This is a genomic window from Streptomyces decoyicus (assembly GCF_019880305.1).
GTDB lineage: Bacteria > Actinomycetota > Actinomycetes > Streptomycetales > Streptomycetaceae > Streptomyces > Streptomyces decoyicus.
The window spans coordinates 8,563,897-8,584,223 of record NZ_CP082301.1 but is presented as its reverse complement, the minus strand read 5'-3'; the positions used below and the strand labels follow the sequence as shown (position 1 = coordinate 8,584,223).

Sequence of the window (20,327 nt, the reverse complement as noted above, 5' to 3'; positions counted from 1 at the left end):
TCCCTTCTGTGCCCGCTGCTCGGATGGGCGGGGAGTTCAGGCGCGGGCGTGTCGTGGCGACCCGCCGTCGGAGAGGAGCTCGTCAAACAAGGTGCGGTAGTGCACCATGGCTCCGCGCAATTGCTCCGTGGTGGCCCTGTGCTGATCGCTGAGTGTGTCGACCTCGTGGGCCGCGCGGTAGTGCTCCAAGGTGCGGCCGTGCTCGACCGACAGATCCTTGAGCTGCTGATCAAAACCTTCGGTCGGATAGCCCCGCTCGTGCATCAGCGACGTCACCAACTGGTCTGCGTCGTGCACGGCCTGCTCCGGGCGGTCGACGAATTCGTCCTGCACACCCGCCCACTCCCGGCTGTAGCGTTCCCGGCTGCTGGATGGGAGGGGTTTGATGTCCAGCGCGTCGTGCCGCTTCTCTCGGGCCCGCAGTTCCTGCTCAGCTGCCAATCGGCTGTCGGAGCCCTCCATGGTCCGTTCGTACTCCGGGCCGAAGCGTTCCCGAAGATGACGCCGACGCATGAGGAGTGTGGTCGCCACTGCCAGGAGGGCTACCACCACCACTACGGGAATAATGATCGCCAGAAGCGTCCCTGTTGACATCAGCTGAACCTCCCATCCAGAGGCCCCCACTCCAGCTTATGACTAGGACCAGCGAAGGACTCGCCGAGCCTTCCCACATAGGCTGACCACGGCATTCCCACCCCCGAACTTGCCCCCTGTGAAGGCATGGAGAAATGCCATTGTGGTCCTCGTGGCAGGTATCGGATTTGCTCACCTGTCTGGTGCCCGTGCGGTGGGATAATGCTGATGAAGCCCTTGGTCGCGAGCGGTGGACGCGCCAGTCAACCTGCGAGGGACAGGTGGTCACAATGATCATCCTCGGAATCATTCTTCTCATAGTCGGATTCCTCACGGGAATCTCCACCCTGTGGACCATCGGCATCGTGGCGCTGGTCATCGGAGCGATCCTGTGGATCCTGGGAACTGCGGGGCACGCCATCGGGGGGCGGCGCCACTACTGGTAGCACAGCGCGACGGTGTACAACCGAACCGTAATGTCGCTATCCTGCCGCATCACCGCATCGAACAGCTAACACACCCCGCAGCTGCTTGAGTGCTACGGAGTGGGGCCGGACGCCGCCGCAGCTCTGCTCATCGCCGCAGGCGACGGTCCTGAACGGCTGCGCAGCCAGGCTTCGTTCGCCGTCTCGGCAGGTCCCGCCACGGGATCCCCGTCCGCTGCCGGAACAAGATGCCGTTGATCACCTTGCGGCGACACTTCCAGCACCTACCCCGCCCGATGTTTTTCGGCAGGTACGGCTCCAACCGAGCCCATTCCTTGCCCGAGAGATCGCCCCACCCCACGCCGATCCGAACGACTCGGGCGTGAGCCGGTTACAGGCCCCTGTCCCTAGCGCTTCGGTCCCTTCTTCTTCCGTGCCGGCTTCTTCGGCGGAGTGGAAGCCGGGGTGGCAGTCTGCTCGGATGATGCTGTGGGGTGGGCCGTCGGCTCGCCCGTGGCGTGCGCCGTCGGCTCGGTCGAGGGTGAGGTGCTGGTGCTTGCGGGTCGGGAAGTGGCGGGGGAAGCGGCAGGCGAAGGGGTGGCGGAGGCTGAGGAGTCGGTCGACGACGGTGACGAGGCGCCGGTCAGAGCAGGCGACGGTTCGGATTGGCGGGAGGGCGGGTGATCCGTGTCCGAGTTCATGGTCATGCCGACTGCGGCTGAGACCGCGAAAACGACGGCTCCGACCACGCCGACCAGCGCCTTGTTCAGGGTGGCCCTGGCTCCCCGCGCCGGCCGGGGCTTGGGCGTGGCGGTGGAGGACGGGCTGGTCTTCGTGCGCGCGTCGGCCGGCCAGGGCGGCCGGGGCTGCTCGGTCCTCCAGGCGGCGAACCAGCCGGCTATCTGCTCGACCGAGGGACGTCGGCCGGGCTCCTTCGCCAGCAAGCGCAGGAGATAATCGTCCAACGCCCCTGGTAGCCCGGTGCGCAGCCGCCCGGGTGGTGCAGGCGGCATGTGCACATGCTGGTAGACCACCGCCGTCGGGTTGTCTCCCTTGAAGGGCGGACGACCGGTCAGCAGCTCATACAGGACGCAGCCGAGCGAGTACGCATCGCACGGAGGTCCCGCAGAGCGGCCCAGCCCGCGCTCCGGTGCCAGGTACGAACTGGAGCCCACGACCTGCCCGGCGGTCACGCTGCAGGCTTCCTCGGTGAAACGCGCGATGCCGAAGTCGGTAATCTTCACAGTGCCGTCGGCGGCCAGCATCAGATTGCTCGGCTTGATGTCGCGATGTACGACGCCCTCGCGGTGGGCCGCGGCCAGGCCGGCCGCGACCTGGACAGCGATGTCGGCCACGCGTTGCGGGTCCAGCGGGCCGTGGGTGGCCAACTCCTGGGCCAGGCTGTGCCCGTCAAGGAGTTCCATCACCAGATACAAGCGGCCATCGTGAGCGCCGAAGTCATAGACGGCCGCCACGTGAGGATGATTCAGGCAAGCCGCCGTCCGGGCCTCCATACGGAAGTCCTCGGCCGCCTTCTCATCGGCGCCGGCGGTCAGCATGAGCTTGACCGCCACCTGCCTGCCGAGAACCTGGTCCGTGGCGCGCCAGACCTCGCCCATCCCCCCTCGGCCCAACGGCTCGTCCAGTCGATACCGATCCGCTACCAGCACGCTCGCACCCATTCCGACCTATACAGTTTCACCGTCCGAGGGGCCCCGGGCCCCTCACCGGAGAGCAAAGGCGCAGGCGCGGGCAGGGAGCAAGCCCCACCCGCGCCTGGCGTGGATGCCCCGGCACGGGGGGAACCGGACATCCACAGACCGAAACCAGTCGGCCCAATCCCTTCAGCGTGACGGGCGCCGGATGTGTCACACCCCGACTAGATGATGTCTGGACATTAGCCTCTTAACGCCCCGCCGACATCGTGGCTCTTGGCATTGCCTTGCGCCACCCTGGCGATGACGATGGCATCGCTCTGTCCATCGTTCTGGCCCCAGGCCCAGCCGGGGGACGCAGGTCTCGGTCATGACCTGCTCGAACTGGGTGCAGTCCGCCCGTTGCCCACGGTCAGGGCCGTGTAGCCACCCCCAGGGTGCCTCTCTGGTTGGGCCATTGGGCCTCGTCGCAGGTGCCGTCGTACTGCGAGGTCAGCTGCCCTCTCGTGCGTGAGCGATGCGTGAGCGGACGGCGTGTCACAAGCCATCCGACGCAGGATCCTGCGTCAAGGCAGGCATCCTATGACCAGGCAAAACCGGACTTCGGCGGACCAAGCAACAGCGTCGATCATGAAACCGCCGGGACTTTTAATCCAACGGTTCCGGATACGAGGCACGGCCGACCAGCAAGCGACACACCGACACCACCGCCCCGGAAGGCGCCGACGGCTCATGGGCACGGCGCCATAAACGCGCCGCCAAAGCGACGCTGACCAGCAACAACCGACCGATGCCTGGTCTCAGTTCTGGTCTCATTCACCCCCGTTCAACACCGTCCATCACCGACCCGACTCCGCGCTCCGCCACAGGTCAGAACGCCCCCGCCCCACGCTGAACACCCAGACGAACATTTGTTGATCGTGTTGAACGTGGCCGGGGCAACCGCGATCGCGTCCGCCGACGGCAGCGGGCGGGGCTCGCTGGGAGTGCGCCCGGCAGAACGGATCGGATAACCGGTCTGGACCTCGATCGCCTGGACATCTGTGAAGCCAAGCGCGTACGGAGTGGCGACGACACCGACATCCCAGTGCCGCTCCTGCGCGGCAGTGATCAGCTTGCCGACGTCCCCAGCAATGCCGGACGGGCAGACCACGATGTACAGGAACGGCTTCTTCAGCTGGTGAGGCTGGTCACTCACGCGGAAACTCCCAGTTGGCGGCTGAAGTGGTGCAGTTCGGGCAAGGATCGGCGACGGTCACGGGCGGCTATGTCGGCGGCCAGTTCCCGTGCGCCAGGTCGACGGATGTCCTGGGCCGCGCAGCTCTCCGCAATCCGCAGGACCTGGTAGCCGTTGGCGAGCCTCCCCTGCTGACTGCGAGCTCGAGGGCATCGGCCTCGGCGCGTCCCGCACAATGACCGTGAAGGTCAGCAAGGCCGCCTCGTACACCACCGCCTGCAAGCCGGGAATCGTGGGCAACAGCATCCGGGGCGACTTCACCATGACGGCAAAGAAACACCACGGCTGACACACTCCGCCGCAACCTGGGGAGACAGCGACACTCCGCTTGCGAGCCTCCCCGTCTCCAGTCCTGCGGGGCCAGCCTTCTTGAGCGTGGCGGTCGCGGCCTCGATCCCGACGTCTCTGCTCCGTGGAGACACAACGAAGGCCAGAACGCCAGTAAGAAGCTGCCAGGCGGAGTCGATGGCGGATTCCGGTCCCACACCAGCTCTTGCAGCTTGGCAAAGGCCGGATCCTTGATGTCCCCCGGGAGTCGACCCTCGACGGATGCGCTTCTCGAATCTCTTCTTCTGTCGCGCGGAAATCACGCAGGCCATAGAGACGCCGCCTGGTCCGGCTTCTCATCCCGGCATTCGTGAGGACATGTCCGGAGGGGTGAGAGCCGTAATCTCCACGGGAGCGTCACAAGGTCTACGTGCTGCCTTGTGCGGGTGTCGTTAGCGTGGCAGCCGCTCGATCCCGCGTGCGAACTTGAACAAGGTCGCCGGCGTCCCTGGCGGCGCAGTCAGCACAGAAAGATCGCAGATGGACTACTGCTCGTCGTGCCGCCGGAACCTCAATGGGGCGCTCATGTGTCCGGGATGCGGCGATTACGCTGCGGACATCGCCCCGCCCGCCCCCCGCCAGCACACCACGGCGGCCCCTCCCGCGACGCCGTGGGATGCGTGGGGCACGGAGGACATCCCCGCTCAGGAGTCCCACCCCGGCACTCATCGCTCGGACGCAGCACGGCCCGGCAGCGGCGCATCCGAAGACGCAACAGCGGATGCGACGGGCGCTGCTTCGTCCAGGGGCTCCGAAGGCCCCACCCCCACCGGGCAGGGCCGGGCGGCTCGGCGTCGGCAGCTGGCACGGTGGAAGAAGTACCGGCGCCGGAGCGTGGCGACCGTGGCCGGCAGCAACGGCGGGCAGCGCGACGGTGGCGGCGAGAGCCGCAGCACCGGCAACGGCAACGGCGATACGCGAGATGTGACGGGACACAGAACCCCCTCAGAGGACACCCCACGAAAAGGGTGCCGGAATCCGGAAGTCCGGCCGGTTTGACTGGACCCCCACACAGTGACGCCCCGTCACGCCTTGCCAGGAGAAATCCGGTTTGGTATTACAAAACGCAGATATTTACGCAACCGCACCACGCCAGGCGCGCTCCCCCGCACCCACCAGCACAAACACAACACCTCTTACACCCAACCAGACACCCCAAGGGGCTACCGCCGGTACACAGCCAGCGTCAGCCCGGGCCGGCCCGGTCGAAAGCTCGCGCGTCAGGGCGCGGGCGCATACGGCCGATGCAGCCCTGAGACGACGCCCCATCTCCTCTGCCCGCCACGCCCAGCCGATGAAGAGCACCACGGAGGGAACGGATCCGGCCGGCTACAACGGGGTGACGCGGGCCGGCGACGGTCAGACCACCGGCTCCTGCAGTTGAGGCAGAGAGAAAGGGTCACTGCGCGGGGAGGACTTCCGCGAGCAGGCCGCGGATGCGAGTTTCGGTCGCGTCACGCATCGGACGAACCGCATCGATGTCCTGGCCGGCGGGGTCGGCGAGTTTCCGGTCTGGGTAGCCTGCCTCGACGCGGTTGGGCGCTTTCCGTTGCAGTTGACGTGCCCACGGCGAAAGATAGGGGTTCGGTCGACGCAATCTCCGGGGGGGGGGGACGACGAACGTGGTCGAGACAGTGCTTCAGATCATCACGCAGATGGCGAGCGGGACCGCCGCTGCGGCCGGCACCGGAATGGGAGAGGCGATCTCCGCGATGGTGCGCGATCGGCTCGCGGGGACCGATCGCGGGTCCGCGGCCCTGCGCGCGGTCGAAGACCAGCCCGGAGACCGGGCGGCGGTCGACGAACTGCGCGCGCTGCTCCAGGCGGAAGTCGACGCCGACCCGGGCTTCGCCGAGCGTATCGCCGCGACTCTGGCCGCCCTGGAGACCGCTGAGCCTTCCCGCACCACGACCAACAGCATCACGTTCGAGGGCACCACGGTACGGGGCCGGAACACCATCTCCCTGGGGCCCGTGACGGTCAGCAACACCCGCAACGTTCGGCTGACCCTGCTCGCTGCGGCACTGGTATTCATCGCGCTAGTGGCGCTGGGGATCTACGGCGGGGTGCGTCTCATCGTCGGCGACGACCCCGCGCACAGCCCAACGGCCACTAACAGCAACCAGCCTGACTCACGCGCGGACAACCCTCCGAAAGAGACGGCGAAGGCCACACCGGAATCGGTCGCCGGGTCCACGCCCACCAAGCCCTCCGGGGATATGGAAGACGCCATTCTCATCAAGTCCGACGTCCCCGAGCATTGGGTGGAGAACGGGTGGGCGGACTACCCCCAGCACCTGCCGTGCGACGCCCTGGAGGGCTCCCTCCCCGGGAGCAGCGGCGTGTCGAACTCCTTCGGTTCCGGGCCCGAAGGAATGGGTGTGAGCATCCAGATGCACAGCGACCCGGCCGAAGCCAAACAGGCCCTGGCCTGGCAGCGCACGAACGAGGAACAGTGCCTGCACGGTCGGTCTGTGGCCGTCACGCCGAGGGGCGATGAGACGGTCGGCTACCAATACACCAAGCACTCCGTTGTCTACATCCGTGACGGCAAGTACCTGCTCGAAGTCACGACCAGCGGCGATCTGCCACACGGCCTCACCGGGTACTTCTCCAGGAAACTGTATGAGAGGTTCTCAAAGGTCATGCATTGAGGCCGATTCGCCCGTGTGCTCAGCGGGGCCCCACCGTGTGTGCGGATCCCCATGGAGACAGGAGCATCGGCTCCCGCAGCCTGCCGCACGGCCCGAAAGTCCCGGCCTCCCCAGGCTGGGAGAAAGCCCTGGTCACTGCAAGAAGTCGCCGGAGCGGACACCGCTCCCCTGGCCCCCCGAATACCCGGTGGACGGGCCAGGGAACTGGTCACAGGCGTCGGCCGCCGCCCATGAACCCGCGCCGAGCGCCAGTGGTCAATTCGGGGGTTCCTCCCCCGGCGGGCCCGGCCGGACCCAGATCCGCTGAGCCGCCAGAGCACACGCGACTTTGCCGCCGAGCAGACGGTCGCCAGGTTGAGTGACGACCGAATGGCCCAGTAGCTGATGCATCCCGGCGCAAAGGATGAGGTGATGGCCTCTCACGGCAAACCGAGGAGTGAAAGATGCGCAACGAGGGCCGCGACAAGCACAGGACCGAGTCGGAGAGGGGGCAGGCGCTGAAGCGAAAGCCTGCCAAGGAGGAGAGAGACCGAAGCGCTGAGGAGGTGAACGCCGATCAGCCGTCCAACCGCGGCGAGAAGCCGAAAAGGGCACCGAAACGGTAGGGCATCCCGCAGTACCGACAAGTTTTCCCTGCTGCCCTCCCCCGGCCGACAGGCGCCACCCCGTCGGATGTGCTTACGGACTTCACCGCGCCCCATGTTGCCTGCTCCCGCAATGTGGATGCGGGAGAGCGGGAGAAATGCAGCAGAGACCTTCACCGCCGCCGTGGCGGCGGCGGAGGCTCCTGGCAGAGCGTGGCCTTTACCGAGTCCCGAGACTCTCGGTGATCTCGTCCATCACACCTGTCGTTCTCCGTCCTGCTGATGAGGACGCGGCTGTCAGGTCTCGTTCCGAGCGGGCTCGCGGGCGCGGACTTGCGGCAACGGCGCCGGCAGTGCGCTGCGGCCTTCCCGCCAGGGGGCGAGCAGGATTTTGGCGAGACGCCCCTCAAGAAGTGTGGTGGCACCGATTCCGAAGGCGACATCGGGTTCCAGATCCGGCTCGTCCTTCAGCAGACCCTCGACCACTTCTGTGCGGACGACCTGTTCATGGACGGCGTCGGCTTCGACGTGCTCGTCGTAGAACCTCTCCGCGGCGGGGCCGGCGCCGGTGCGGCGCATGGCTTCCGCGAGACGTCGTGATCCTGGCGAGGAGGTCACCTCGACCGTGGCGAAGTGGCCGATCAGCGCCCCGCGCAGCGAACGGTGCAGTCCCAGCAGGGACATGAGATTGACGACGGCGAGCGTTTCGGCGGGTGCCAGGTCGAGGTAGTGCCCGTACGCGGTTTCCAATGCGAGGTCCGCCATGAGGTCGGCGAAGAGCTGGGCGTGGATGTCCTCGGCGCGCCCGGCACCGAACTCGTCGAATTCGATGGCCGCCATCCCGGCCTTGTCGCGGCCCCGCAAACGGGGCAGACCCAGGCGTGCGGGTCCGCTTCCTTGAGGTGGTAGAGCGAGCGGAGGGCCGCGTACTCCCTCAGCTGCCACAGCCGGCCTTCACGCTTCAAGTAGTGGCTGACGCTGCTGCCGTCGTCGGCGGCAGGCTCCGTCAGCAGGCCCGCCATCGCCTCCTTCGCGCCGAGTGCCGGGACGTCAGTGCAGAGGGCCCCGAGAAACGCCTCCTCCAGATAGCGCCGTGCCGACAGCAGTGCAGGAGCCCATTCGCAGTCGTCGTCCACGCCGTCGAACCCCTGATAATGCAGTTCATACAGCACGTACAGGGCGAGCTGGAGATCTGCCTCGTACGGACCGTCGCGCTGGACCTCCTCCCGGGTCGGCAAGGGCCCCTCCCCGGTACGGAGCCACGAAATCACCGTGCCGGACAAGTGGCCGCGCGCTCGCGGAAGCTGCGGTCTGCCCGGCCGGGCGGCTCCGACGCTCGCCTTCATAGCCGGTCTCCTTCGCCTGTTCTGTCCGCTGCCGGGCAGCCGGCACCATCTGCGGGGTCGGATGTGGGCTTCGAGCGAGCGCGGTGGCTGGTGTCGCACGAGGGGTAGCTGCGGCTGCGTCGGCACATGCAGATCGCGACGGTGAAGCGGCGGGAGACGGCTGTCTCACCATCGTCACCGACCACTTCCACCGGCCCCTCCACCAGGAGGGGGCCGTTTCGGACGAGGGTGACGCGGCGTGGACCCGCAGGAGTTCTCGGCACGGATGATCACCAATTCCTCTGTGTCCTGGACCTCGTCCAGCAGTCCTTGGCACCGCAGCCAGGCCAGCCGGGAGCGCAGGATCGGGCCGAAGGGTATGACCGCACGGTCGCTGACCGTCGCCCGCAGCCCCGCCGATGTCAGCTGCTCCAAGGTGTCCTCGGCGCCGCACAGCCCGGAATGGACATGAGCAGCACGCCCCCGGGGCGGAGCACGCGCGGCGCGGCGTCGCAGATGCGGTCGACAAGCAGCCGCCCGTTACGCCCCGCGTCCCAGGCGCGGGCCGGCCCGCGGGGCGCCCGGTTCTCGGGGGCGGGGACGTAAGGCGGATTACTGACGAGCATGTCGAAGGAGCGCCCCCGGACCGCCGCCGTCAGATCACCGCGGCGAACGGTGAGCCGCTGCCTCGAAAGCCACGCATTGACCCGCGTGGCCAGCACCGCCTGCCAACAGATGTCAACCGCGGTGACTCGGGCACCACATCGTGCCGCTCCCACTGCGAGGGCTCCGCTACCCGACCCCAGGTCCAAAAGCTCGGTCCCCGCCCGCACACCCTCGCGGTACAGAGCACGCAGCAAAAGCCGCGTGTCCTCCTGCGGCCGGTAAACACCGGGCAGCACCCACGTACGCGGCCGGACGAGCGACAACGCCCCCATGCTCATGCGATACCTCCGGCCCGAGAGACGAGAACGAACACCTGAACGATTGACGCATCCGTGCTTCCCAGCCTGCTGGCAAACCCGTGCGCCGACCACCCGAACGGCGGCACCGGCCATCCCTCTCCGTCCCGGGCACGGCACCCGCTGAGCGCAGACCGGCCAGGACGATTCACGGCGCAGCCCACAGCGATCGCATCACCCCTCCGTGATCTCCTCTTGCCTGTCGCGCCTTCCCCGATCCCGTCACCTCACGCCGATGGAGCGCAATGGGCGGCGCCCACCCCGCACGCGGCCGACGGGGCGTTCTTCCCGCGGAGGGCATTCTGAGCCCGGCCCCCGGCCCCCTTGGGGCACCGACCAAAGGGCCCATGACCAGAACCACCGAACAGGCGGATTCCGCGAACCCGTTGGCCGCCATCGACGTCGCCGGAATCAACAGGTACGGCGTGGGCCTTGCTCCGACCCCACGGCCTGATCTGTCCGATCCCACGGCCGGATCTGTCGGTCTCACCTGCCCTCAGCCCCCTTCCACGTCGGTGGCGGAGTGGGGCGCGCAGACCGGCTTGGACTCCGGTGAACCCCGTTGCCTCAGGTAGATGGCGAGCACGGCCATGGAGGCGATGGCCAGCAGCTCGGACTGCCAGTTCTGCAGGGTGCGGTTCCAGAAGTCCGCGGAGGACAGGTAGTTGACCCATGTGGTGGGGGCCTGGAGTTAGCGCAACTGCTGCTCGTTGTACGCCGCGACGCCGGTGACCGACTGGGTCAGCCAGGACAGCAGGAAGATCCCCCCATGACCAGACCCAGCGAACGGGAGAAGACGACTCCCCGCCAGCCCGTGTCCGCGGCCCAGCGCGGGGAATCGCTCCTGGCGTGTTCCCCGACCATCTGCTCCTCGTCCGACTCGGTACCGGCCTTGCCGAGTCCCTTGGATTCCGGCGATCCGCGTTGCAGCAGCCAGACGGTGCAGAAGATGTACAGGAAGAACTGCAGGTACTCGGACTGCCAGTTCTCGGTGACATCGACGGCGAAGTCCGACGACGTCACGTACGCGGCGAAACTGAGGGGGGCCAGCCCGTCGGTGGCAAGTTCGTCGTTGAACTCAGCGTGTCCGGCCACGGCCTGTCCTGCCACGGCCAGCAGGAACGCGGCCATGAAGAACAGACCGAGGCTGTTGTGCCGCACGTGGCGTCGTACGCGGTGCCGTCTCGGTGCGGTGTCCGAGCCGCGCTCCGGTACGGCGCTCATCGGTGCATCAGTCCCAACGTCATGCAGTACGCTAAACCGCCGACGAGCACCAGCAGGATCCCGATGAACAGCGTCCGCATGGCTCCGTCACCCGCCCTTGATCTCGCACTGATACGGCCGCTGGGGACGTGGCCGGCACCCGGCGGCCGTCAACTTCCAGCCGGTGGAGAAGTGCGCCAGGAACACGGTGTCCTGCTCCAGCAGCACTCGGGCCTGATCGCCGTACACGTCCACGCCCTGCACCGCCCCGGCCGCCGGCAGCTCCTGCTCATGGATCGCCTGGCCGATCGCCTGAACGCATCCGCTCTTGGCGGACTGTTCCAGTTCCTCATTGGTGGCGGGTGCGAGGGCGGCGCACAACCGCCCGAGTTGTCCGCATCCTGCCTCCCCGGCGGCCTGGGCAGCAGCGGGCCCACTCGGTCGATCTGTGACATGCGGCTACTCGTTCATAGGACTTCAGCACTCGGGTGCCCGCAACCCGGAGCGGCCGATGGGGCGCCCCCCGCCGCCCGGCACGAACTACGGTTCGATGGGAGTCCTGGCCTCGCTCGGCGCCTCGGCCGCCCAGCGCTCGACCCGGCGGGCGGGAGGGTACGTCCGGGCGAGGACGGGCCGCCCGGCCCGGCCAGGGGCGCACGCTGCGCGCCGACCCCGATCCCTACCGCATCACCTGAGGACACGGCGCCAATGAGCACCGATCACCGGCCACCTATGCGGGCCAGACCGTTGCCGCTGCTGCCCCCGGCCCGGCCCGCTACTGGACGAGTTCGTTTGGGCCGTTCGGCTGAGGTCCGGGTGTGGGAGGAACGAGGCCGGGGTACCCGGCCCGTGCTCTGCGAACGGCGGGAAAGAGGTGCATCGAGAACCGTCGGAGTTGTCGCCGCGTGCGGCGTCGCCCAGGGCGATGGAGCTGTAGCGAGTCTGGAGGAGAGATGGACCTTCGACGCACCCCGGTACTGCGTGCCTGGCAGAAGTGGCGCCGTCCACGCAATCTGCCGGTGCCCTCAAGCTCCTTCGATACCGAGGACGCGAACCGACGATTCCTCATGTATGGCGTTCTGCCCCTGTGGTTCGTGCCGGCAGTGGCGGACTGGATCATGCATCGGCGTACCAGGATCGAGGAAACCACCGGAGCACGTGAGTCAGCGTTGCATGCGCTGATGATGACGGAAGCGGGCATCCCGGTTGCGATGGGCCTGCTCGCCAAGGTGAATCCGCTCGTGCTGTCCGTCATGGGGGGCGCCGCCATCGCTCATGGAGCCACGGCGCTCTGGGACGTGAGCTTGGCGACCGACGAGCGCGAGGTCCGCCCGGTGGAACAGCATATTCACAGCTTCCTGGAGGTCCTGCCGCTGGCAGCGATGGCTTTCACATGTTGTCTGCATGCCGACCAGGTCCGAGCCACCCTGCGCGGCGGCGTCAAGCCAGACGATTGGAAGCTGCTCCCCAAGGAAAACCCCCTGTCGGTCAAGTACTTGGCCGGCCTCGGCCTCGCCATCAGCGCCTGCGTCGCTCTCCCCTATGCCGAAGAGATGACACGGTGCCTCAAGGCGGCCAGGGCGCGGAAGGCCTCGTGAACCAGGGCGCCGGCCGAGTCGGCCGCCCCCGTGGCCCGAAACGGTTCCCCGCCCCACGAGTGGTCGCCACCGAGGTCCGGGGACCTGAAGATGTGGTGGCCGACACCGAGGGCCGAGTCGTCACCGGAGCCGCGGACGGAACCATTTGGCAGCTGACACTTTCGCATTCCGGCGTGGGCCGCACAGTGGCCGTGACAGTGGCCCACACCGGTGGCAGACCACTCGGCTTGGAGCCCACCACGGAGGGTCGGCTGCTGGTGTGCGATGCGCAACGCGGGCTGTTGCGCGTCGACCCGCGTGACGGGGCCGTATGTGTGCTGGCCGACGAGCTGAACGGCGAGCCCTTGCGATTCTGCAGCAACGTTGCTGCGGCTGCAGACGGGACCGTCTACTTCAGTGTTTCCAGCAGCGTTTACGGACTCGATGACTGGATGGGCGACATCTTGGAGCACACCGGGACCGGCCAGTTGCTGCGGCTTCGACCAGGTGGCACACCAGAAATACTGCTGGACGGCCTGCAGTTCGCCAACGGGGTGGCGCTGGCAGAGGACGAGTCCTTCGTTGTCGTGGCCGAGAGCGGAGCATATCGGCTCCGCCGTCTCTGGCTGGAAGGCCCGCAAGCCGGCCGGTGCGACCATCTCGTAAGCGATCTACCGGGCTTCCCCGACAACATTTCCCGCGGGCCCGGCGGCGTGTTCTGGGTCGCTTTGGCCGGGCCCAGAGAACCCGGCATCGACTTGCTGCACCGTACGGCGCCCAAGGTCAGAAAAGCGGTGTGGCACGGTGTGAAGCCGATTCGGCCACGCCCGCGCCGCACCGTGAGGGTCATGGCCCTGCGCCCGGACGGCTCCACGGTCTGTGATCTGCGGCGGGCCAGGTCGCCGTACCGGATGGTCACGAGCGTCTGCAGATCCGGGACATTCCTGATCATGGGAAGTCTCGTGGAAAACGGTCTTGTGGTATGTGAATTCGACGGCGCACCACCGGACTTCGCTCGCTGACCCCCTCATGCCCCATGGCCCACCGGAGCAGCGCTACGTCTGCCTCTCCGACGTCCTGCCGACCGCCTGGCAGTCCGTCGCTTACGCCGGTCCTGGGACTGGGACCGATCGGCGGGGTGCGGTACGGGGCTCTATGGCCAGACCTTCGCCCCAGCGCTTCCAGGCCGCGAAACGACAGCCGCACCCCTCAAGCAGCAGGTGGGGGGCTGTGCCTCGGAGTCTTCTACAGCCAGTTGTTACGGCGAAAGGCTCGGTACAGCAGACCTGCGGCCACGACCATCATGGCGACCGCGAGCGGGTATCCGTATACCCAGCCGAGTTCGGGCATGTGGGCGAAGTTCATGCCGTACACACCGGCGATCAGTGTCGGGGTGGCGAGGATCGCGGCCCAGGAGGATATGCGCCGCATATCGTCGTTCTGCCATGTGCCCACGCGCGCAAGGTGGGCATCGAGGGCGGAGTTCAACAGCTCGTCGAGCGAGTGCACCTCCGTATTGGTGCGCTGCATGTGGTCCGCAACGTCGCGGAAGTAGGGCAGGGCCTCCTTGTGCCACCCCTCCCGGGACTTGGCAAATTCCTGCACGACCGGGACCAACGGCTCCACGGCATCCCGGAACTCGACGACCTCCCTCTTGAGGGAGTAAATCTCCTCGATCAGGTCCTCGCGGGCCGGGGCGAACACCCGGCGCTCCAACTGCGTCAGATCGGCGCGGATGCGAAGAGCGACCTCGGAGTAGGAATCAACCACGGTGTCCAGAACCGCGTGCAGCACCGCGAGAGGCCCGAACCGCAGCGTCCTGGGATCTTCCTCGAGCCGTCGAGCGGCTTCGGCGGTCGGGTCGCTCGGACCGTGACGGACGCTGAGCGCGAGACGCGGCCCAGTGAAGAGCATGACGTCCCCGGTCTCCACCTCAGGGCCCTCCGGGAGATACCAGAGGGTCTTCAGCGCCACGGCCAGCACATCACCGTACCGCTCTCGTTTCGGGCGTTGAGACGCCTGCACCGCATCCTCAACGGCCAGTGGATGCAGTTCGAGATATCCACTCAGCTCGTCCAGATCATGCTCGTCCGGCCCGTCCAGGTGCACCCACGCGAACTCGCCCTCCGCCAGCTCCTTCAGGCGGCCCAAGGTGGCTGCATGACCACCGTCGTCCTGCGGGCAGCTCACGCGCTCCGCGCGACCGGTCCGCTCGTTGTAGACCACACACCTCATGCCTCACGTCTGCGCCGCAGCAGACATTCCATGCACCTCATTTTTTCAGCGCTGACACACCAGCCCACTCTGCGGCATCACCTGCCACAGGGCGGAAAGTCCCCGGCGTTGGGCCGGCGGGTTCCGACATCTTTCTTCGCGAGGCGCAGGCATCTGGTCTGAGTTCGCCCCGCACCCCGCCAGGAGATCCCGCCCGCGACCAGGTAGCGGATGGCGTCCAGCAGCTGACGGGGCAGTAGCCCTCGGGCTGCCCGCCTCTGCCCTGGAGCCAGGCCGGCACCGGCAGCAACGGCCGGATGGCCGCCCACTCCGCGTTCGTCATGTCCGACGGATACCGGCGTTCCCGGTCACGATCTACACCTGGAGTACTGACAGCGCGGCTTTCGTTCACAGGCTCGTCAGAATTTGGGGGCACAAGATTTTGATCATGGTGTTCGTCCAGCGCACCTGACGGAGCGTCTGGGGGTGGCACGCAGAAGCGAGTTCGAGGAGCTTGTCGTCCTTGGTGGCCTGTGCCGCTTGGGCGAGCATTTCCCAGTGCAGCGAGTTGTTTGACGCGCTCAGATGCAGCTCCCGCAGATCGCGCAGCAGGAGCAAACCGGGCTCCGGTCGGCATCCCGCCCTCTCGGCTGCCTGCTCCGTCAGCGTCATCAAGAAGCCGGAGGAGGACGCATCTGGCGGACCGGTCAGAGCCAGATCGTAGTCCCGGGCGGTGTCCGACACTTGCTGGAGGTGCTCGCGGGACCAGCCGGCGAGGTCAGTAGCGACGTGGTGGATCTCGTGCTCGGTGTGGTGGCGTTCCGCTACCGCGACCAGTTCCCTGACCAGGTGTTGTTCACCGTGATGGACAGCGCGCAGGATGAGCTTGATGCCGTTCACTCGCTGTCTCCTTGGTGCCTGTGCCGGGCAGGATCTCCCACCTGAGACACGCGGGCTGAAGGGCCTCCCATGGTGGCGGGAACGTCGCCGGGCCGGGACGGGGCGGACGCTGCGGTGGTCGGCGCGGGGGCACTGGCGCCGTCGCCGCGTTCCACGAGACGCAGAGCGGCTGCCGCCGTTTTGAAGAGTGGCTGCTTCGAGACGGGGTCCCAATCCGTAATGGTCGTCTCGTTCGCTGCGCGGCCAGGCGTGCTGTCGTCCGGTCGGTGCCCGGCCGGGGTGTCCCAGTAGCCGTAATGGAATGGTACGAACAAAAGGCCCGGCCGGATGTCGGTGCTCCGCAGACGCGCCCTCAGTCCGCCGCGTGGAGTGAGGACTTCCATCATGTCTCCTTCGTGGAAGCCGAGCGTGCCGGCGTCGAAGGCGGAGACCTCCACCCACACATCTGGAGCGGCAGCATTCAGCTGCGGGGCACGGCCGGTCTTTGTGCGGGTGTGGAAGTGATAGATCGTCCGGCCGGTAGTGAGCTGGAACGGGTATTCCTCTGTCGGTTCCTCGTGGGGCGGAAGGTAGTCGGCGGCCTTGAGCATGGCTTTGCCGTCGGGGTTGAGGGACCTGTACTCGACGACGCTGTTCGTCGCACCCGTCACCAGGTCCTTGCCGTAGGACTCGCACACCTCCGGCCGGGCCCAGCTGATGCCGTGGGCGTAAAGGCGTTCCGTCCCATCGGGGGCCTCGTCGTTGCACGGCCATTGAATGCCACCCGCCAGGCGCAGCCCGGCGTACGTCAGACCGGTGTAGTCGCAGGGCCGGCCCGCGCTGCACCGTTTCCACGCCTCGAAAGTGGTCTCGGGGTCGTGCCAGGTGATCAGGGGCCCGCCGTCCTTGTCGCGGAAGTCCATCCGGGCGGCGTAGTCCAGGAAGATCTCCAGGTCCGGCTTTGCCTCGCCCGGCGGTTCGACGGCTTTGTCGGACAGGTGCACGGTCCGGTCTGCGTTGGTCAATGTGCCGGTCTTCTCACCCCACGTCGCAGCCGGCAGGACCACGTCGGCCAGCTGGGCGGTCTCGGTCAAAAAAAGGTCCTGGACCACGACGAACAGGCGGTCCTGGGCGAGAATCGAACGGATACGGGACAGCTCCGGCAGGGAGACAGCCGGGTTGGTACCGCTGATCCACAGCATGCGGACCGAGCCCTGCTCGGCGTAGCGGAAGATCTGCATGGCGTGGGTGGGCGGGGCGTAATGCGGAATGGTCTTCGGCTCGACGTTCCACACCTTGGCCAGCTCGGTGACGTGCTGGTCGTTGTCCCAGTTGCGAAAGCCCGGCAGGTCGCCGTTGGCGCCGCACTCGCGGGTGTTCTGGGCGGTGGGCTGGCCGTTCATCTGCAGGACTCCGGCCCCTGGCCGCCCGACCATGCCGCGGATCAGGTGCAAGTTGTTGATCTGTACGACAGCGGCGGTGGCCTGATGGGACTGGTAGACGCCCTGCAAGACCGTGGACAGCAGCCGGTCCGCGCTGCCCACGACCTCGGCTGCCTCCCTGATCCGGTCGGCCGGTACGTCACAGATCTCGGCCGCCCACTCAGGGGAGCAGTCCTTGACCCGTGCTCGCAGTTCGTCGAAACAAACCGTCTGCGCCGTGATGTAGTCATGGTCGATCCGGCCGGTACGGAGGATCTCGTGCAACAGGGCATTCAGCAGCGCCACGTTGGTTCCCAGGCGTGGCGCAAGATGGACGGCGGCCCGACGGGCGGCCTGGGTGGGGCGTGGGTCGACGCACACCAGCCGGGGCGGGTCCCTGCCTTCCAGCCGGTCGAGGATCCGCATCCACTGCACCGGCTGGGTCTCCGCGATGTTGTGACCGAACAGGGCGATCACATCGGCGTGATCGATGTCGTCGTAACTGCCGGGCTGCCCATCACAGCCGAACGACTCCTTGAGTGCCTCTGCCGCCGTCGAAGTGCACAGACGGGTGTTGCCGTCCAGGTGGTTCGTGCCGATACCCGCACGCGCGAGCACGGCAAGCGTGTAGTACTCCTCCAAGAACAGCTGACCGGTGGTGTAGAAGCCGATCGACCCCGGACCGCGCTCGTCGAGCAACGACTTGGAACGGCAAACGATTCGCTCCATGGCGGTGTTCCAGTCACACTCGACCAGCCGCCCGTCCTGGCGAATCAAGGGGCGGGACAACCGATCGGGGGAGGCGTTGGCCTGCCAACCGAACAGATCCTTCGGTCCCAGACGGCCGCGGGTCACCCGGTCCACAGAGCGGCCCCGCACGCCCACCATGTGCCCGCCGCTGACGGCGATGTCCATCGCGTCTCCGTCGGAGTGCAGGATGGACGCCGCTTGCACCCATCTCTCCACCATGCCCGGTTCGACGCCCGCGGCCAGGTGCGTGTCCACACGGACCGGCCACGGCTCGTGCCGGCCGAAGGGAGTGCGGCTACCCCACGGCTGTGCGATCCCGTCCACAGAAGCGTCCACGCCTACCTCCAGGACTCGACGACACCCAGCGCGACCCGTCATGGGTACCCGGAGCCGTTACTGTCTAACGTCGCATCCCTCTCAAGCCGGCCGGCCCCGACCTTCCTGAGGTAAGGCAACGCGATTACTCACTTTTGGCGTCGGGAAAGCGTCTGCTATGTCACTTGACCACAGCCAGGCGCCCGTACTGGACGCTCTCGCCCGGTATCACGCCTCGAAACACCTGTCGTTCAGTCCCCCTGGTCACAAGCAGGCACGAGGCGCCGACCCTCGGGTCCGTGAAGTACTGGGCGACGCCGCCTTCTACGGGGATGTTCTGGCGTCCGGTGGTTTGGACGACCGGCGCACCCGCAGCGGAGTACTCAAATGTGCCGAGCAGCTGATGGCCGATGCGGTGCACGCCTCCCACACCTTTTTCTCGACCTGCGGGAGCTCCTTGTCGGTGAAGGCCGCCATGCTCTCCGTCGCACATCCTCACGAGAAGTTGCTGGTCAGCAGGGACGCACACAAGTCCGTCGTCGCAGGCCTGATTCTTTCCGGCATCCAGCCGGTATGGGTGGACCCCCGCTGGGACGCCGAACGGCACTTGGCGCACCCGCCGTCCGCCGACGATTTCGAATCCGTCTTTGCTGCGCACCCGGACGCGAAGGGGGCACTGGTCACGAGCCCGACCCCGTACGGCGCCTGTGCGGATCTCCGCGCCCTCGCGGATATCTGCCACCGTCGGCAACGGCCACTGATCGTGGACGAAGCCTGGGGAGCCCACCTGCCCTTTCACCCCGAGCTGCCTGCCTGGGCCATGGACGCCGGCGCGGACGTCTGTGTGACCAGCATCCACAAAATGGGGAGCGGTCTGGAGCAGGGTTCGGTCTTCCATCTGCAGGGCGATCTGATCGACCCAGCCTTGCTCAAGACCCGTGCCGACCTGCTCGGCACCACCAGCCCGTCCGTGCTGATCTACGCAGGCCTCGACGGCTGGCGCCGCCAGATGGCCCAGCACGGACGCGGCCTGCTCGAGCGGGCCCTGCACCTCGCGACACAGGTGCGGGAAGCCGTCGAGGCGATCGAAGGCTTTCACGTCAACGACCGTGCGAACTTCTGCGGGCCCGGCCTGGCCGACGACTTCGATCCACTTCCTGTGGTCATCGACGTCACCGGGCTCAACACAACGGGGTACCGGGTGGCCGACTGGCTTCGCGAACACCGACATGTCGATGTGCATCTCTCCGACCACCGCCGCATCAACACTCAGCTCACCCACGCTGATGACCAGGAGACGGCGCGCGTCCTCCTGGAGGCGCTGAAGGCTGTCTCTGCCGCCGCCCCCGACCTGCGCCCCAAAGCCACGGTCGACATCCCACCACCCGCAACTCTGCGGCTGCAGCAGACCTGCCTGCCGCGCGACGCCTTCTTCGGCATCGTCGAAGACGTTCCCGCCCAGGACGCCGTGGGCCGCGTGGCCGCCGAGATGCTCACCCCCTACCCACCCGGCATCCCGGCCGTACTGCCGGGCGAGCTCCTCAACGAGCCCGTCCTGCACTACCTGCGCTCGGGAATCGAAGCGGGAATGAACGTCCCCGATGCCGTGGACCCCCAGCTCAACACCGTAAGAGTCCTGGTGGACAGCAAAGGGTAGAACCCCGGGGCCGGCTCGCCAGCCTGAAGAGGGAATCAGGCTGCCGTCCGACCAGCCCGGCGCCGGCCGTCTGCCCCTCACCGAGGACGCGGTCGACCACTCCGTGCTCTCACCGTGGAGACGACGTGGACGACCGGGTGACCCGGCTCGTCGTAGCTCACCATGACCCGCCGGTACGGACGCGGGTGCCTTGCTCGTGATCAGGACCGGGCGTCATCTGGCCCATCAGGGCGGGGCCTTGCAGGGTGTGCCGATATCTCACTCACCCCCTTCACGCTCTCAGATCTCACAACACTGCCCCTATGACGGAGGTCATGGCTGTGTGGGCCTGACCAGGTGGAACACCTCGCGGGCGGCGTAGCGTTTGAGGCATCGAACAATCTCGCCTCACTGTGCAGAGGTTCCGGGTTGGCCTCCATCGTGATCAGCAAAGTGACGGCCGTGTCCGGCCCGATGCCCACCACATTGAGCAGCTGCGGGGCGTGGCGTTCCACGAGCCGGGCCAGGCGGCCTTCCAGGTCCTGGATCTGGTCGGTAAGCTGCCCGATTCGCTGGGTCAGCAGACCCAG

The 20,327-nt window shown here is 67.2% G+C and carries 13 protein-coding genes and 6 pseudogenes; 6 read left to right on the top strand and 13 right to left on the bottom strand.

Translation table 11 applies throughout. From position 1 onward, the window contains the following. Positions 1-36 precede the first annotated feature (36 nt). Positions 37-594: a hypothetical protein gene (locus tag K7C20_RS37695; protein WP_053209676.1), complete on the bottom strand. Its 558-nt coding sequence runs from the start codon at positions 592-594 to the stop codon at positions 37-39. Positions 595-863: 269 nt separating this feature from the next. On the opposite strand from K7C20_RS37695, the gene K7C20_RS37690 reads away from it, so the two are divergent. Next, a complete protein-coding gene (locus tag K7C20_RS37690; protein ID WP_167352526.1) occupies positions 864-1,019 on the top strand; it encodes a DUF6131 family protein in 156 nt (51 codons plus the stop codon). 178 nt (positions 1,020-1,197) lie between these two features. Here the strand turns inward: K7C20_RS37690 and K7C20_RS37685 are convergent. From K7C20_RS37685 to K7C20_RS38890, 4 genes and pseudogenes are all read right to left on the bottom strand, one after another. Beyond that, positions 1,198-1,359 (bottom strand): annotated as a pseudogene (locus tag K7C20_RS37685) (transposase); the annotation flags it as partial. 46 nt (positions 1,360-1,405) lie between these two features. Further along, positions 1,406-2,680 (bottom strand): serine/threonine-protein kinase, encoded by a 1,275-nt coding sequence (locus tag K7C20_RS37680; RefSeq protein ID WP_280922012.1) that lies wholly within the window; start codon positions 2,678-2,680, stop codon positions 1,406-1,408. Positions 2,681-3,521: 841 nt separating this feature from the next. After that, positions 3,522-3,851, bottom strand: a pseudogene (locus tag K7C20_RS37675) (flavoprotein); the annotation flags it as partial. Next, a pseudogene (locus tag K7C20_RS38890) lies at positions 3,848-4,036 on the bottom strand (helix-turn-helix domain-containing protein); the annotation flags it as partial. The pseudogenes K7C20_RS38890 and K7C20_RS37675, both read right to left, overlap by 4 nt. 661 nt (positions 4,037-4,697) lie before the next feature. Between K7C20_RS38890 and K7C20_RS39730 the strand changes: the two are divergent. Further along, complete coding sequence (locus K7C20_RS39730) at positions 4,698-5,216, top strand: SCO2400 family protein (RefSeq protein ID WP_425337910.1); 519 nt, start codon at positions 4,698-4,700, stop codon at positions 5,214-5,216. A 623-nt stretch (positions 5,217-5,839) separates the two neighbouring features. Next, positions 5,840-6,871 (top strand): hypothetical protein, encoded by a 1,032-nt coding sequence (locus K7C20_RS37670; RefSeq protein WP_150127303.1) that lies wholly within the window; start codon positions 5,840-5,842, stop codon positions 6,869-6,871. Positions 6,872-7,752: 881 nt separating this feature from the next. Here the strand turns inward: K7C20_RS37670 and K7C20_RS37665 are convergent. From K7C20_RS37665 to K7C20_RS37645, 5 genes and pseudogenes are all read right to left on the bottom strand, one after another. Continuing rightward, positions 7,753-8,801 (bottom strand): annotated as a pseudogene (locus K7C20_RS37665) (iron-containing redox enzyme family protein). Next, positions 8,798-8,986: a CDGSH iron-sulfur domain-containing protein gene (locus K7C20_RS37660; RefSeq protein ID WP_409351356.1), complete on the bottom strand. Its 189-nt coding sequence runs from the start codon at positions 8,984-8,986 to the stop codon at positions 8,798-8,800. The pseudogene K7C20_RS37665 and the gene K7C20_RS37660 overlap by 4 nt, the downstream one beginning before the upstream one ends. A 70-nt stretch (positions 8,987-9,056) precedes the next feature. After that, a pseudogene (locus K7C20_RS37655) lies at positions 9,057-9,718 on the bottom strand (HemK2/MTQ2 family protein methyltransferase); the annotation flags it as partial. A 520-nt stretch (positions 9,719-10,238) separates the two neighbouring features. Next, positions 10,239-10,966, bottom strand: a pseudogene (locus K7C20_RS37650) (DUF6766 family protein). Positions 10,967-11,053: 87 nt separating this feature from the next. Further along, positions 11,054-11,326: a hypothetical protein gene (locus K7C20_RS37645; RefSeq protein ID WP_053209675.1), complete on the bottom strand. Its 273-nt coding sequence runs from the start codon at positions 11,324-11,326 to the stop codon at positions 11,054-11,056. A 572-nt stretch (positions 11,327-11,898) separates the two neighbouring features. Here K7C20_RS37645 and K7C20_RS37640 point away from each other — a divergent pair. Both K7C20_RS37640 and K7C20_RS37635 read left to right on the top strand, forming a co-directional pair. Beyond that, on the top strand, positions 11,899-12,543 hold the full coding sequence (locus K7C20_RS37640; protein WP_030084568.1) for a hypothetical protein: 645 nt from the start codon (positions 11,899-11,901) through the stop codon (positions 12,541-12,543). Beyond that, positions 12,540-13,544, top strand: a complete 1,005-nt coding sequence (locus K7C20_RS37635) for an SMP-30/gluconolactonase/LRE family protein (protein ID WP_107083456.1) — start codon at positions 12,540-12,542, stop codon at positions 13,542-13,544. Before K7C20_RS37640 ends, K7C20_RS37635 begins: the two co-directional genes overlap by 4 nt. A 223-nt stretch (positions 13,545-13,767) precedes the next feature. On the opposite strand, the gene K7C20_RS37630 is transcribed toward K7C20_RS37635, so the two are convergent. The 3 genes from K7C20_RS37630 to K7C20_RS37620 all read right to left on the bottom strand — a co-directional run bounded on the left by K7C20_RS37630 (position 13,768) and on the right by K7C20_RS37620 (position 18,122). Continuing rightward, on the bottom strand, positions 13,768-14,757 hold the full coding sequence (locus tag K7C20_RS37630) for a magnesium and cobalt transport protein CorA (RefSeq protein ID WP_030084572.1): 990 nt from the start codon (positions 14,755-14,757) through the stop codon (positions 13,768-13,770). A 387-nt stretch (positions 14,758-15,144) separates the two neighbouring features. After that, the gene (locus tag K7C20_RS37625) at positions 15,145-15,636 is read right to left on the bottom strand and encodes a hypothetical protein (protein ID WP_030084574.1); all 492 of its coding nucleotides are present in this window, start codon (positions 15,634-15,636) and stop codon (positions 15,145-15,147) included. Beyond that, complete coding sequence (locus K7C20_RS37620) at positions 15,633-18,122, bottom strand: molybdopterin oxidoreductase family protein (RefSeq protein WP_053209674.1); 2,490 nt, start codon at positions 18,120-18,122, stop codon at positions 15,633-15,635. The genes K7C20_RS37625 and K7C20_RS37620 overlap by 4 nt, the downstream gene beginning before the upstream one ends. Positions 18,123-18,279: 157 nt before the next feature. Between K7C20_RS37620 and K7C20_RS37615 the strand changes: the two genes are divergently transcribed. Continuing rightward, a complete protein-coding gene (locus tag K7C20_RS37615) occupies positions 18,280-19,758 on the top strand; it encodes an aminotransferase class I/II-fold pyridoxal phosphate-dependent enzyme (RefSeq protein ID WP_030084578.1) in 1,479 nt (492 codons plus the stop codon). Positions 19,759-20,327 lie beyond the last annotated feature (569 nt).

Coding starts and splice junctions, on each gene's coding strand:
- K7C20_RS37690 (WP_167352526.1), top strand. CDS start 864: ATGATCATCCTCGGAATCATTCTTCTCATAGTCGGATTCCTCACGGGA.
- K7C20_RS37695 (WP_053209676.1), bottom strand. CDS start 594: ATGTCAACAGGGACGCTTCTGGCGATCATTATTCCCGTAGTGGTGGTG.
- K7C20_RS37630 (WP_030084572.1), bottom strand. CDS start 14,757: ATGAGGTGTGTGGTCTACAACGAGCGGACCGGTCGCGCGGAGCGCGTG.
- K7C20_RS39730 (WP_425337910.1), top strand. CDS start 4,698: ATGGACTACTGCTCGTCGTGCCGCCGGAACCTCAATGGGGCGCTCATG.
- K7C20_RS37615 (WP_030084578.1), top strand. CDS start 18,280: ATGTCACTTGACCACAGCCAGGCGCCCGTACTGGACGCTCTCGCCCGG.
- K7C20_RS37680 (WP_280922012.1), bottom strand. CDS start 2,680: ATGGGTGCGAGCGTGCTGGTAGCGGATCGGTATCGACTGGACGAGCCG.
- K7C20_RS37640 (WP_030084568.1), top strand. CDS start 11,899: ATGGACCTTCGACGCACCCCGGTACTGCGTGCCTGGCAGAAGTGGCGC.